The organism is Scleromatobacter humisilvae (genome assembly GCF_023231945.1).
Taxonomy (GTDB): domain Bacteria; phylum Pseudomonadota; class Gammaproteobacteria; order Burkholderiales; family Burkholderiaceae_C; genus Scleromatobacter; species Scleromatobacter humisilvae.
Genome location: NZ_JAJLJH010000002.1, coordinates 794,711 through 808,081, shown reverse-complemented (window position 1 = coordinate 808,081; position 13,371 = coordinate 794,711). Strand labels below are relative to the sequence as shown.

At 68.4% G+C, this 13,371-nt stretch carries 11 protein-coding genes and 1 tRNA gene; 9 read left to right on the top strand and 3 right to left on the bottom strand.

Annotated elements, in window-relative coordinates; all coding sequences use genetic code 11:
• The first annotated feature begins 12 nt into the window (after positions 1–12).
• From LPC04_RS12830 to LPC04_RS12815, 4 genes are all read left to right on the top strand, one after another.
• Positions 13–660, top strand: a complete 648-nt coding sequence (locus tag LPC04_RS12830) for an HAD family hydrolase (protein WP_275682613.1) — start codon at positions 13–15, stop codon at positions 658–660.
• Between the two features lie 14 nt (positions 661–674).
• Positions 675–1,418, top strand: coding sequence for a glycosyltransferase family 2 protein (locus LPC04_RS12825; RefSeq protein WP_275682612.1), 744 nt, complete (start codon positions 675–677; stop codon positions 1,416–1,418).
• Positions 1,415–1,741 (top strand): cupin domain-containing protein, encoded by a 327-nt coding sequence (locus LPC04_RS12820; RefSeq protein ID WP_275682611.1) that lies wholly within the window; start codon positions 1,415–1,417, stop codon positions 1,739–1,741. The genes LPC04_RS12825 and LPC04_RS12820 overlap by 4 nt, the downstream gene beginning before the upstream one ends.
• 67 nt (positions 1,742–1,808) lie before the next feature.
• Positions 1,809–2,435, top strand: a complete 627-nt coding sequence (locus tag LPC04_RS12815) for a pyridoxamine 5'-phosphate oxidase family protein (protein WP_275682610.1) — start codon at positions 1,809–1,811, stop codon at positions 2,433–2,435.
• An 85-nt stretch (positions 2,436–2,520) separates the two neighbouring features.
• Here LPC04_RS12815 and LPC04_RS12810 read toward each other — a convergent pair.
• A tRNA-Leu gene (locus LPC04_RS12810) sits at positions 2,521–2,605 on the bottom strand.
• 141 nt (positions 2,606–2,746) lie between these two features.
• On the opposite strand from LPC04_RS12810, the gene rnr reads away from it, so the two are divergent.
• The 4 genes from rnr (at position 2,747) to LPC04_RS12790 (ending at position 9,678) form a co-directional block, all read left to right on the top strand.
• Entirely contained in the window at positions 2,747–4,984 is a 2,238-nt protein-coding gene (rnr, locus tag LPC04_RS12805; RefSeq protein WP_420854717.1) for a ribonuclease R, read from the top strand.
• Positions 4,985–5,188: 204 nt separating this feature from the next.
• On the top strand, positions 5,189–7,558 hold the full coding sequence (locus tag LPC04_RS12800) for a type I secretion system permease/ATPase (RefSeq protein WP_275682609.1): 2,370 nt from the start codon (positions 5,189–5,191) through the stop codon (positions 7,556–7,558).
• 21 nt (positions 7,559–7,579) lie between these two features.
• Positions 7,580–8,863: an HlyD family type I secretion periplasmic adaptor subunit gene (locus LPC04_RS12795; protein ID WP_275682608.1), complete on the top strand. Its 1,284-nt coding sequence runs from the start codon at positions 7,580–7,582 to the stop codon at positions 8,861–8,863.
• Positions 8,864–9,114: 251 nt separating this feature from the next.
• Complete coding sequence (locus LPC04_RS12790; protein WP_275682607.1) at positions 9,115–9,678, top strand: PEP-CTERM sorting domain-containing protein; 564 nt, start codon at positions 9,115–9,117, stop codon at positions 9,676–9,678.
• A gap of 624 nt (positions 9,679–10,302) precedes the next feature.
• Here LPC04_RS12790 and LPC04_RS12785 read toward each other — a convergent pair.
• Positions 10,303–11,013 (bottom strand): hypothetical protein, encoded by a 711-nt coding sequence (locus LPC04_RS12785; protein WP_275682606.1) that lies wholly within the window; start codon positions 11,011–11,013, stop codon positions 10,303–10,305.
• A 112-nt stretch (positions 11,014–11,125) separates the two neighbouring features.
• Entirely contained in the window at positions 11,126–12,109 is a 984-nt protein-coding gene (locus LPC04_RS12780; protein ID WP_275682605.1) for an exostosin domain-containing protein, read from the bottom strand.
• A gap of 247 nt (positions 12,110–12,356) precedes the next feature.
• Between LPC04_RS12780 and LPC04_RS12775 the strand changes: the two genes are divergently transcribed.
• Complete coding sequence (locus LPC04_RS12775) at positions 12,357–13,370, top strand: UDP-glucuronic acid decarboxylase family protein (protein WP_275682604.1); 1,014 nt, start codon at positions 12,357–12,359, stop codon at positions 13,368–13,370.
• Position 13,371: the final 1 nt, after the last annotated feature.

Sequence of the window (13,371 nt, the reverse complement as noted above, 5' to 3'; positions counted from 1 at the left end):
GAGGAACGAGTGATGGTTGCAATCAAGGCGGTTCTGTTCGACATGGACGGCGTCCTCGTCGAGGCCAAGGAATGGCATTACGAGGCGCTCAACCGGGCGCTGGACCTGTTCGGCATGGCGATCTCGCGCTACGACCACGAGACCACATTCGACGGCATTCCGACCAGCCGCAAGCTCGAGATCCTGTCGATCGAGCGCGGCCTGCCGCGCGAGCTGCACGGCTTCCTCAACGAGATGAAGCAGCGCTACACGACGGAGATGGTGCACACGCTGTGCAAGCCGCGCTTCGCGCAGGAGCGCGCGCTGTCGACGCTCAAGGCGATGGGCTACAGGATGTCGGTGTGCTCCAACTCGATCCGTTCGACGGTCCAGTTGATGATGGACAAGGCCAACCTGTCGCAGTACCTCGACCTGATGGTGTCCAACGAGGATGTCTCCAGGCCGAAGCCCGATCCGGAGATGTACTGCAAGGCCATGGCGCATTTCGGCCTGAGCCCGGACGAGTGCCTGGTCGTCGAGGACAACGAGAACGGCATCAAGGCCGCCAAGGCCTCAGGTGCGCACCTGCTCGTGGTGCAGGATGTGAGCCAGACCTCGATCGACAACATCCTCGGGCGCATCCGCGAGATCGACGCCTTCTACAACCGTTCGGCGGCATGAGGCGAGGCGACTCCATGAGCAATCCCATCAACATCCTCGTGCTCGCCGCCGGTCCGACCAGCGGCGAGGCGCCCGGCGACTATCCGCTGTGCCTGACCGAGAGCGGCGGCGTGTCGTTGCTCGAGCGCATCGTCGACAACTGCGCCGGCATCCCCGACGCCAAGTTCACCTTCGCCTTCCTCGAGACCGAGGTGCGCAAGTACCACCTGGACAACATCGTCGAGCTGCTGACGCCGCACGCGCGCATCGTCAGCGTGCTGCGCGGCACGCAGGGCTCGGGCTGCTCCGCGCTGCTCGCGGCGTCCACGATGCCTGCCGGCGACGAGCTGCTGATCGTCAGCGCCAACGAGATCGTCGACATGGACATGGCCGCCGTCGTGCGCGACTTCCGCGCGCGCAGCCTCGACGCCGGCACGCTGACCTTCTCGTCGATCCATCCGCGCTATTCGTACGTGCGGCTCGATGCCGACGGCGAGGTGATCGAGGCCGCGCAGCAGAATCCGATCAGCCGCAACGCGACCGCCGGCGTCTTCTGGTTCCGCGCGGTCGGTGGCTTCGTCGACGCGGTCAAGTCGATGATCCGCAAGGACGCGAGCGTGAACAACGCGTTCTATCCCGCGCCGGCGTTCAACGAGATGCTGCTCAAGCACGCGCGCATCGGCGCCACGCCGATCGAGCCGTCGCGCTACCAGCCGCTGAAGACCGAGCAGCAACTGGCCGCGTTCGAACAGATGCAGCTGATGGGACGCGCGGCGTGAACACCGGCAGGCTGCAGGACATGTTCAAGGGCTGGTTCGTCGGCGACTTCGACCCGTCGCTGCTGCAGACCGACGCCTGCGAAGTGGCCGTCAAGTCGTACAAGGCCGGCGACAGCGAGGAACTGCACCATCACAAGGTCGCCACCGAGGTGACGCTGATCCTGTCGGGCCGCGTGCGCATGTGCGGCAGGGAATGGGGCGAGGGCGACATCATCGTCCTCTCGCCCGGCGAGGCCACCGATTTCGTCGCCCTGACCGATGCGGTCAACGTCGTCGTGAAGACGCCCGGCGCGAAGAACGACAAGTACCTGGGCGCGGCCTGAGCGGGCCCGCGGTGCAAGGCGCGGCGACAATGGCGGGATCGCCGAGTCGCTTCTCAGGAACCTTGTCATGTCCGCCAGCCGTCCCCATGTCATCTCCACGTTGGCCGAACTCGAGGCGCTGTGCGGTCCGGTGGGCGAGGCGTCGATCCGCAAGGAAGTGCCGACGCTGCACCCGCACTACCAGGCGCTGATCGAGGCCTCGCCGTTCGCGGTGCTGGGCACGGTCGGCCCCGGCGGCCTCGATGTCTCGCCGCGCGGCGACCCGCCCGGCTTCGTCGAGGTGCAGGACGAACGCACGCTGTTGCTGCCTGAGCGCCGCGGCAACAACCGCATCGACAGCCTGCGCAACATCGTCGCCGACCCGCGTGTCGCGCTGCTGTTCCTCATCCCCGGCGTCGGCGAGACGCTGCGTGTCAACGGGCGCGCGACGATCAGCGTCGAGCCCGCGTTGCTCGAGCGCTTCGCGATGAATGGGCAGTTGCCGAAGTGCGTGCTGGTGATCGCCGTCGAGACGGCGCTGTTCCAGTGCGCGCGGGCGATCGTGCGCTCGAACCTGTGGCAGGCGGTGTCGCCCGACGCGCCGCGTCCCGTGCCCACGCCGGGCGCGATCCTCGAAGCGCTGACGCAGGCGTCGATCGACGGCGCGGCGTACGACCGCGAGCTGCCGCAGCGCCAGCGCGCGACGTTGTATTGACGCCGACGACCGCGGCGCGTTGCGGCGAAACAGGCCGCGCAATGAAAAAAGCCTCGCAGACAATGTCTGCGAGGCCTTCTCGAATTGGTGCCCAGAAGAGGACTCGAACCTCCACGCCGTTAAGCGCTAGTACCTGAAACTAGTGCGTCTACCAATTCCGCCATCTGGGCAAGGTACATTTCACGAATCGACTGTTTCGAGGAGCTCCGACTGACGTCGGCGATCGCTACGAAGCAGTAATCAGCGAAGAAAGAGATCATATCATCAAGAATAAAACAGTTGCAAGCCCCCCCGCGCTAAATGGCGCCTTGATGGGTGAAGCCGAGGGTGTGGTGTTCGGCCACCGCGACGGACACGGGTTCGTCAAGCGCGACGACGGCGAGCCCGACGTCTACATCTCGCAGCAGGAGATGCGTTCCGTGCTGCACCGCGACCGCGTCAAGGTGCGGCTCGTGCGATTCGACCGCAAGGGGCGGCCCGAGGGGCGCATCCTGGAGATCGTCGAACGCCGCAAGGCTCCGATCATCGGCCGCCTGCTCAACGAAGGCGGCGCCTGGCTGGTCGCTCCGGAAGACAGGCGCTACGGCCAGGACATCCTGATCCCGAAGAACGCCACGGCCTCCGCGGTCGCCGGCCAGGTGGTGGCGGTGGAACTCACCGAGCCGCCGTCGATGTATTCGCAGCCGGTGGGCCGCATCACCGAGGTGCTGGGCGAGATCGACGATCCCGGGATGGAGATCGAGATCGCCGTCCGCAAATACGAGGTGCCGTATCGCTTCTCGGCCGAGACGCTGGCCCAGACGGCCAAGCTGCCCGACCACGTGCGCGCGGTCGACATGAAGGGCCGCATCAACCTGACCGACGTCCCGCTCGTCACCATCGACGGCGAGGACGCGCGCGACTTCGACGACGCCGTCTACTGCGAGCCCCACAAGTCGGGCCGCGGCAAGAACGCGTTCAGCGGCTGGCGCCTGATCGTCGCGATCGCCGACGTCAGCCACTACGTCAAGCCGGGCGAGGCGTTGGACAACGACGCCTACGAGCGCGCGACCTCGGTCTACTTCCCGCGCCGCGTGATCCCGATGCTGCCCGAGAAGCTCTCGAACGGCCTGTGCTCGCTCAACCCGGAGGAAAACCGCCTCTCGATGGTGTGCGACATGCTGATCGGCGAAGACGGCGAGCAGGGCGCGTACCAGTTCTATCCGGCCGTCATCAACTCGCACGCGCGCCTCACGTACACCGAGGTCGCCGCCGTGCTGGGCAACACGCGCGGCCCCGAGGCCGCCGAGCGCGCCGAGCTGGTGCCGCACCTGCTCAACCTGCACGACGTCTACCGCGCGCTGCTGAAGGCGCGCACGCGCCGCGGCGCGATCGACTTCGAGACCACCGAGACGCAGATCATCTGCGACGACAACGGCCGCATCGAGCGCATCGTGCCGCGCACGCGCAACGACGCGCACAAGCTGATCGAGGAGGCGATGCTGGCGGCCAACGTCTGCGCCGCCGACTTCATCGCGCTGCATGAGCACCCGGCGCTGTTCCGCGTGCACGAGGGCCCGACGCCCGAGAAGAAGATCACGCTGCAGAACTACCTGAAGGCGCTGGGCCTGGGGCTGTCGATCAGCGACGACCCGAAGCCGGCCGAATACCAGGCGCTGGCGCAGGCCACCAAGGATCGCGTCGACGCGCAGCAGATCCACTCGATGCTTCTGCGCTCGATGCAGCAGGCGATCTACACGCCCAAGAACAGCGGCCACTTCGGCCTCGCCTACGAGGCCTACGCGCACTTCACGAGCCCGATCCGCCGCTACCCCGACCTGCTGGTGCACCGCGTGATCAAGGCGCTGCTCCAGGGCAGGCGCTATCACCTGCATGCGCCGGAGGTCGAGACCTCGGCGAGCGCGGGCGCGCGCAAGAGCTCGCGTGCGGCGGGCAAGACGGGCGAGTCCGAGATGGCGCACTGGGTCTCGGCCGGCGAGCACTGCAGCGCCAACGAGCGCCGCGCCGACGAGGCCTCGCGCGATGTCGAGGCCTGGCTCAAGTGCCGCTTCATGCGCGAGCGCCTGGGCGAGGAGTTCTCCGGCACCGTCAGCGCGGCCACGACCTTCGGGCTGTTCGTCACGCTCGACACGCTCTACGTCGAGGGCCTGGTGCACATCACCGAGCTCGGCGGCGAGTACTTCAAGTTCGACGAGGTGCGCCAGGAGCTGCGCGGCGAGCGCACGGGCATCCGCTATGCGATCGGCGCGCGGGTGCGGGTGCAGGTCAGCCGGGTCGACCTCGACGGCCGCAAGATCGACTTCCGCATCGTGCGCGAGGCCGAGGGCGAGCGCCTGCTGGGCCGCGGCCGCAAGACCGAGCCGGCGCAGCGCGGCTCGGCGCCGACTGCCGCCGAGCAACTGGCGTCGGTGGAGGCGCAGGATCGCCAGGTCAAGCGTGCCGGCCGCAAGCCCAAGACGGGCGGCGCCCCCGGCGTCGCGCATCGGCCGGCGATCACCAAGACGGCGTCGCGCGGCGCCAAGCCGGCGTCCAAGCGATCCAAGCGCTGACGCGCTTCGGCAGCTCGGCAGCAAGGCCCCGCCCGGCGGGGCCTTTTGCATTTTGGAGGGATGAATAGGGCGGGGTTGACCCGGCTGATGCGGTCAATGGGAAGCTGGACGGCATCGCAGAATCGATGCAACCGAATCTCCCAATCGAGAAGTCCGCGATGAACGCCTCCCCGACCTGCCGGTTGCTCGACGCCTGACGTCCCCATGAGCGACCGTCAGGATCCCTTCCTGGATTTCGAATCCGGCTCTCCCCGCGAAGGCGGCGGCGTGCCGGCGGGCGCGCGCCCGAATCTGCAGGAAGAGGGCGCCGTCGACGCGATCCCCGAGCTCGACGCGATCGGCGTCGACCACGACGCCTTGCTGCACTCGATGGTCTACCTGACCCGGCACCACGGCAAGGAGCGGTCGGCCGATTCGCTGCTCGACGGCATGCCCATCGATGGCCTGCTCAATCCCGACCAGGCCGTGCGCGTGATGCGGGCGGCCGGCTACAACGCGGGCCTGATGCAACGCGACATCGGCGACATCCACGCGCTGCTGCTGCCCGCCATCCTGCTGCTGAAGAACGGCGACGCCTGCGTGCTGGCGCGCCGCCTCGACACCCCGCGCGGCCAGTCGCCGGTGTGCGAGATCGTGATGCCCGGGCAGGAATTCCACACCTGCCAGGCGACCGAGGCCGAGCTGGAGCAGGAGTACCTCGGCTTCGCGCTGGTGGCCACGCCGCTGCCCGAACTGGCGCACGGCCAGGCCGGCCGCGAGCAGGCGCTGCTGAACCCGAACGGCCACTGGCTGTGGGGCACGCTGCGCCGCTTCATCCCCTACTACCGCTCGGCGATGATCGCCGCGCTCCTGAGCAACGTGCTGATGCTGGTCACCGGCCTCGTCACGTCGGTGATCTACGACAAGGTCATCCCGCACCAGGGCTTCGTGACGCTGTGGGCGCTGGCCGCCGGCTCGCTGATCGCGCTGATCTTCGACCTGGTCTCGCGCCAGCTGCGCAGCCACCTGATCGACACTGCCGGCAAGAAGGCCGACCTCATCATCGGCTCGCTGCTGTTCCGCCAGACGCTGGGCGTGCGCATGGAGCACCGCCCGGAGTCCGCCGGCAACTACGCGCACCACATCGCGCAGATCGAGATCGTGCGCGAGTTCTTCGCCGGCGCGACGCTGTCGGCGGTCAGCGACGTGCCGTTCATCGCGATGTACGTGGCCATGACCTTCGTCATCGGCGGCCCGCTCGGCTGGGTGCTGGTGATGGCGATCCCGATGCTGATCACGCTGGCGTTGACGGTGCAGAGCCGCCTGCGCCGCGCGATGCGCGCGAGCCTGGCGCACCAGGCCGACCTGCAGGGCGTGATCGTCGAGGCCGTCGAAGGCCTCGAGGACCTCAAGGCCGTGGGCGCGCAAGGCCGCTTCCTGCACCGCTTCGAGAACGCCAACGCCGCCGCCGCCGAGGCCGGCCTGATGTCGCGCTGGATGATGGGCTGGACCAACAACATCTCCAGCGTCTCGCAGCAGCTGATCACGCTGGTGATGCTGGTGTGGGGCGTGTACCTGATCCACGACGGCGTCGTGACCGGCGGCGCGCTGATCGGCGCCGTGATGTACGCGGGCCGCGCGGTGATGCCGGTCAACAGCGTCGTCAGCCTGGCCTCGCGCTACCAGGGCGCGCGTGCGGCGATGGTGTCGCTCGACAAGATGATGGCCGAGCCGAGCGAGCGCGAGAACGGCCGCGCCTACGTGACCGGCCATCGCGTCACCGGCCAGATCGGCCTCAACGACCTGAGCTTCGCCTACCCGCAGACGACCGACGCTGCCGCGCCGCGCGTGTTGAAGAACGTGACCGTCAAGGTCAACGCGGGCGAGCGCATCGCGATCCTCGGGCGCATCGGCAGCGGCAAGTCCACCATCCTGCGCCTGATGGCGGGCCTCTATCAGCCGAGCGAGGGCTTCGTCGACGTCGACGGCCTCGACCTGCGCCAGATCGACCCGGCCGACTACCGCATGCGCGTGGGTTTCGTCTCGCAGGAGCCGCGCCTGTTCAAGGGGACGCTGCGCGACAACGTGATGATGGGCCGCCCGCAGCTCGACGCCGCCAAGCTCGCCGAGGTGGCCAAGGTCACGGGTCTCGATCGCGTCGTGGCCGGGCATCCGCAGGGCTGGGAGCTGTCGGTGGGCGAGATGGGCGGCCTGCTGTCCGGCGGCCAGCGCCAGCTCGTCGCGCTCGCGCGCTGCCTGATCACCAAGCCGCAGATCCTGTTGATGGACGAGCCCACCAGCTCGATGGACGCGCAGTCCGAAGTCATGTTCCTGCGCCAGCTCAAGGAAGCTGCGGGCACGCGCACGCTGATCATGGTCACGCACCGTCCCGCGGTGCTGGAGCTGGTCGACCGCGTGATGGTGGTCGACGGCGGCAAGGTGGTGCTCGACGGCCCGAAGGCCGCGGTGCTGGCCGCGCTGTCCGGCATCAAGCCGCCCGGCCAGCAGCAGCTGCCGCAGCAGCGCCCGTCCGCCGAACAGCCTGTGCAGCGCCAGCCCGCGCCGCCGGCCATGGAAAGGGCGCAGGCCGCCTGACGCGCCTGTGGGTCGACCACGATGCCCCGCTTCAGCCTCCCGTTCAAGCTGCCGTTCCTGAAGGCGCCCGAGCCCGCGCTGGCCGTGCCCCAGATGGGTGGCCGCGCGCGCCGCGGCGACGCCGCCTTCATGAGCGGCGTGCGCGCGGCGCAGGTCGTCGAGGCGGCGCCGCATGTCTCGTGGGTGCTCTACCTGATGGCCGCGACGCTGGCCTCCGCGCTGACGTGGGCGTCGGTGGCGCGAGTCGACGAGGTCACCAAGGCCGATGCCCGCGTCGTGCCCGAGGGCCGCGAGCAGGTCATCGCCAGCCTCGAAGGCGGCATCCTGCGCGAGCTGTTCGTCAAGGAAGGCGAGCAGGTGGAGGAGGGCCAGGATCTCGCCGAGCTCGACCCGACCCGCTTCCAGGCGCAGCAGGCCGAAGGCGAGACCAAGATGATCGCGCTGAAGGCTCAGATCGCGCGGCTGACGGCCGAGGCCATGGGTCGCCCGCTGGCGTTCCCGGCCGAGGTCGAGGCCGCGCCCGACGTCGCGGAGAGCGAGCGCGAGTCCTACCTCGCCCGCAAGCGCGCCAACGACGACGCCGCCGGCTCCAACGCCCGCGGCATCGACATGCTGCGCCGCGAGCTGCAGATGTCGGAGGCGATGTCGGCCAAGGGCCTGCTGTCCGAGGTGGAAGTGCTGCACCTGCGGCGCCAGATCAACGAGATGTCGCTGCAGACGGAAGACCGCATGAACCGGTTCCGCCAGGACGCCAGCAGCGAGCTCGCCAAGTTGAAGACAGAGCTCGCCGCGCTCCAGGAGCAGCAGGCCGGCCGCCAGGACGTGCTCGAGCGCACGAAGATCAAGTCGCCGGTGCGCGGCATCGTCAAGAACATCCGCATCAACACGCTCGGCGGCGTGATCGGCGGCGGCGCGCCCATCATGGAGATCGTGCCGATCGGCAAGCTCACGCTGATCGAGGCGCACGTCAAGCCGGGCGAGATCGGCTTCCTGCAGGTGGGCCAGGTCGCCAAGGTCAAGCTCTCGGCCTATGACTTCGCGCTGTATGGCGCGATCGACGGCCGCATCGAGTCGATCAGCCCCGACGCCCTCGGCGACCCCGACCGCCCCGTCGGCAGTGCCGACCCGACCTACTACCGCGTGATGCTGCGCGTGGACGCCAACACGCTGCACGAGAAGGGCAAGACGCTGCCGCTGCTGCCCGGCATGACCGGCAGCGTGGAAGTGCGCATCGGCGAGCGCTCGGTGCTGAACTTCCTGCTGCGGCCAATGCTGAAGTCCAAGGAAGCGTTCCGTGAGCGTTGAGGGCGCGGATCGGGGCGGTCGCCGGGAGGCGGTCGCATTTCGGCGCCATCCGCGGTCTGTGACATAAATCACAGTCAAGAGTCTCGGCAGTTGTCAGCTTTTTTTACACTTGGACACAGCGATTTGGCGGTTATCCCCCTAAGTTGTTGATCCAAAAGGGCAATCGGAATCCGGCCCGGTTCGTGCTTTAGCTATCGGGCGTCCAATCACGGATCGCCTGTTCAGCCAATCCCAAATTCATTGGAGCTCCCTTGTTCAACATTTCCACCAAGACGATGCTGACCCGCCTGGTCCTGCCCGTCGCACTGTCCGTCCTCGCGGGCAGCGCATCGGCTTCCCTGGTCATGATCACCGCGAACGGCACGTATTCGTCCTCCGCGCCGACCACGGGCCTCAGCAAGGCCAACGAGGCCTACGCGTTGTCGTTCGAAGTGCAGAGCCCGACGACCGCGCAAGGCGCCGGCATCCAGTCGGTGATCGACGCCCTGTTCACGCTGAACGGCGTCAAGGTCGGCAACGTCACGGGCGTCACCTTCTATCCGACGTCCGAGGACGGCCTGTTCGACGTGACGATCACCGGCGCCGGCTCCACGACCCTGCTCGACTTCTACGGCCCGCAGATCTACGGCACGGGCGGCGTCCTGCTGACGGGCAACTACACGGGCGTCGTGGACGAAGGCCAGGCGCACCTGCCCGCCGGCATCGGTGGCGCCAAGCTGACGGTGTCGACCGTGGCGGAACCGGGCACGCTCGCGGGCGTCGGCATCGCCCTGGTCGCGCTCGCCGCTGCGCGCCGCAAGCAGAAGCGCGGCTGAAGCGATTCGCCGCGATGCAGAAAAGGCGCCGTCGTGGCGCCTTTTTCATTGGAGGTCGCGCGGCCGCTCAGACGGCCCGCGGCGTCCGCCGCCTCGCGTGCCCTGGCCGCGAACGCCAGCGCGCCCAGGCCCATCAGCGCCAGCAACGACGGCTCAAGCAGCAACTCGACGCCCGCGTCGGAGAACGGCGCGCCGGAGTAGACGAAGGTGGTCGTCACCGGCGTGCCGGGAAAGAAGACGCCGTCGCCCATCATCTCGGCCGGCGAGGTGTGTCGCTGTCGAACATGAAGCCGGCCAGCGACTGGCCCGGCGCGAGCAGGGCGCCGGCGCCGGCCTTCCACTGGATCGCGAAGCCGTCGCCCGCGCCGTCATGCGTGGTCTTCGCGCTCCAGCCGCTCGGGTCGGCGATGTTGGTCGGCGCCGGCCCATGCGATCGCGACCGACGCGAGGCCGAAGGCCTTGCGCTGCGACCTGGAACCGGTGCCCATGTCTGACTCCCGAAGGTGGTTGGATGTCGCACGCCCGGCGTGTCGGCGCTCGGCGCCGTGCGCTGCGTGGATGCCCCGGGGAGTGCGGGGCGGTTCAACGCCTCCGGGCTCGGCCCTTCGGCGAGTCAGGGGGTCATCAATGATTCATCGACATCGCGGGCGCCGTCGCCGGCGTCCCGTCGGACCATTTCGCGGCCACCATCATCATGATGGTCACGCGCTCTTCGGGCACGTCGGCCGCGATCAGCGGCGAGCCCGGCACATTGGCGCCCCAGGTCTTCGCGGCACTGCCGGGCACGAAGAACATCAGGTGCGGGCGCCAGGCCTTGTCCTCGTCGTTGAGGTACTGCTGCTTCGACATCATGTAGCACATCGCCCCGGGCGCGAGCTCCGGCAACTGCTTGCTGTCGAGCGCCGCCGAGGTCGCGTCGACGATCTCCCTTTTCGACCGGCCCTCGAGCGCCAGCCGGGTCTTCATCAGGAAGATCGGCGTGTAGCTGCGGGCGGCGGCGGCGTTGAAGCAGATCGGCGCACGCTGCCTCGGGTTCCAGAAGTCGGCGAAGCTCGAGTCGCCGGCCCAGCCGCGTTCGACGAGGCAAAGGAAGCCGTTGCCGCCCTTGGCGACCGTGACGTAGCCCTGTTTCGTGAGCACCATCACCTCGGCGTCGTCCGACACGGCCTTGGGCGCGGCGCTGCGCGCGAGCGCGACCTCGTCGTCCTGCGGCATCAGGTACTGCGCCAGCGGCGCCATGGCGGGATAGGGCTCGGTGGCCGCCGATGCGGCGGTGGCGAGGGCCAGCGTCGTCGACAGGAGGATGGCGGAACGCAGGGCGGTCTTGGTTCGCATGGGACTCTCCGGAGGCAAGCGCTGGGGCGATGCCGTAGCGTATCCAAGGCCGGCGCGCGCCGACATCCGGTGCTTCACCCGCTTGCGGCGGTCCGCGAACGGGCTTGCGGCCTCAGGCCGCGACCACCTCGCGCACGGCCTGGCGCTCCAGCTGGTGGCCGATCGCCGCCAGCACCGCAGGCCGCAGGAAGCGTTCGCGGTCGCGCAGGATGTTGGCCTGCAGGCGCGTCACGTCGTCGACGGGGAGGCAGCGCAGCAGGTCGATGGTGGACAGCGCGTCCTTCTCGGGCACGACGATGCAGTAGTCGTCCCAGCGGATCTGGTCGGCGAAGGGCATCACGTAGTCGTCGCACAGCAGCACGGGAATCGAGCCGTGCAGCAGCGCCTCGATGAAGCGGAAGCTCCAGCGGCCATACCCGGCGGGGCATAGCGTGAAGACGGAGCGCGCCATGATCTCGTCGTAGCTCGGCTTGCGGCCCAGGTCGGCGGTGACCTGCTCGGGCGTGCCCAGCAACACCCGCGCATCGCCTTCGTGGCGCGCCTTCAGGTTCAGCATGACGTGCCCGCGAATGTGTTCGCGCGGCAGCAGCGAGTAGCTCATCGCGCCCATGAAGGACGCGAACAGGTCGCGTGGCAGGTGCAGCGGGGCGATGTCGCGGATCGCGTAGGGCAGGAAGGCGATGTCCTGCTTGTGCAGCAGCGGCGTCGATTCGAGCGCCAGCAGGATGAAGCGGTCGTCCAGCCAGGCGTACTTCTTCTCGTAGGCGCGGCCGGCGTGCCTGAGCTCGTGGCGCGACTCGGCGCGCTGGCCGACGTCGCCGGAGGACAGCAGCACGTGGCGGCCGCGGCCGGCGTGCGCGCACATGCCGATGAAGTCCGACGGATCGTGGTTGGCGAACTGCCAGCCGGCGAGGAACAGCGGGACGAAGAAGAAGTCGGCCTCGTCCGGGTTGGTGGTCTCGAAGCCGCGGAACCACGCGTAGACGTCCTGCAGGTATTGCAGGTGCTGGCCCAGGCGGTTCGCCGCCGCCAGGCGCTCGTTGTGCTCCGCGATGGCCGGGTTGGCGATGAACTGGTGGTAGATGAAGACTTTCACGGGGCGTGCCTTTCGATGCGGTCGCGCGCGGACCTTCGACGTGTTGCCGCCGATGTTGCCAGCGCGACGTCGCGCCCACGAGCGGAACTGCGCCGCGTTCGCCCGCCATTTCCGGCAGGGGCCGCACGCGGTCGACACCTCGGCCGCCGGGTCGGGATTGCCGCGGTTTCGTCCCGCTTTTCGGCTGAACAGCAGCCCTTCAGAACGCCCATCATCCGTTCCATCGATCCATGTTGGAGCACCTCGAATGACCCAAGTCCTCGTCACCGGCGGCGCCGGCTTCCTCGGCAGCCATCTGTGCGATCGCCTGATCGCGCGCGGCGACGAAGTGCTCTGCGTGGACAACTTCTACACCGGCGGCAAGGCCAACGTGCGCCACCTGATGGGCAACAAGAACTTCGAGCTGATGCGCCACGACGTGACGTTCCCGCTCTACGTCGAGGTCGACCGCATCTTCAACCTCGCCTGCCCGGCCAGCCCCGTGCATTACCAGCACGACCCGGTGCAGACGACCAAGACCAGCGTCCACGGCGCGATCAACATGCTGGGCCTGGCCAAGCGGCTCAAGGCGCGCATCCTGCAGGCCTCGACCAGCGAGGTCTACGGCGATCCCTCGATGCACCCGCAGCGCGAGGAGTACTGGGGCAACGTCAACCCGATCGGCCCGCGCTCGTGCTACGACGAGGGCAAGCGCTGCGCCGAGACGCTGTTCTTCGACTACTGGCGCCAGCACCAGCTCGCGATCAAGGTCATCCGCATCTTCAACACCTACGGCCCGCGCATGCAGCCCGACGACGGCCGCGTGGTGAGCAACTTCATCGTGCAGGCGCTCAAGGGCGAGCCGATCACGCTGTACGGCGACGGCCTGCAGACGCGCAGCTTCTGCTACGTCGACGACCTGATCGAGGGCATGCTGCGCCTGATGGACTCGGACAAGTCCATCACCGGCCCGATCAACGTCGGCAACCCGGTGGAGTTCACGATGCGCGAGCTGGCCGAGCTGGTGGTCGCGATCACGGGCTCGAAGTCGACCATCGCGTTCCGCCCGCTGCCGCAGGACGACCCGAAGCAGCGCCGCCCGGACATCACCCAGGCGCGCGAGAAGCTGGGCTGGGAACCGAAGGTCGCGCTGGCCGACGGCCTGAAGGAGACCGTCGACTACTTCCGCCGCACGCTGGACTTCACGGCCGAACTCGCGCCGACGACGTTCCTGCCGGCGCTGCCGCCCATCCCGAACATCCGCGCCGCGCTCGCGGGCTGAT

Excerpts from the sequence above, each read along its gene's own strand:
- LPC04_RS12815 (WP_275682610.1), top strand. The coding sequence starts at position 1,809 with ATGTCCGCCAGCCGTCCCCATGTCATCTCCACGTTGGCCGAACTCGAG.
- LPC04_RS12775 (WP_275682604.1), top strand. The coding sequence starts at position 12,357 with ATGACCCAAGTCCTCGTCACCGGCGGCGCCGGCTTCCTCGGCAGCCAT.
- LPC04_RS12795 (WP_275682608.1), top strand. The coding sequence starts at position 7,580 with ATGCCCCGCTTCAGCCTCCCGTTCAAGCTGCCGTTCCTGAAGGCGCCC.
- LPC04_RS12800 (WP_275682609.1), top strand. The coding sequence starts at position 5,189 with ATGAGCGACCGTCAGGATCCCTTCCTGGATTTCGAATCCGGCTCTCCC.
- LPC04_RS12825 (WP_275682612.1), top strand. The coding sequence starts at position 675 with ATGAGCAATCCCATCAACATCCTCGTGCTCGCCGCCGGTCCGACCAGC.
- LPC04_RS12785 (WP_275682606.1), bottom strand. The coding sequence starts at position 11,013 with ATGCGAACCAAGACCGCCCTGCGTTCCGCCATCCTCCTGTCGACGACG.
- LPC04_RS12830 (WP_275682613.1), top strand. The coding sequence starts at position 13 with ATGGTTGCAATCAAGGCGGTTCTGTTCGACATGGACGGCGTCCTCGTC.
- rnr (WP_420854717.1), top strand. The coding sequence starts at position 2,747 with ATGGGTGAAGCCGAGGGTGTGGTGTTCGGCCACCGCGACGGACACGGG.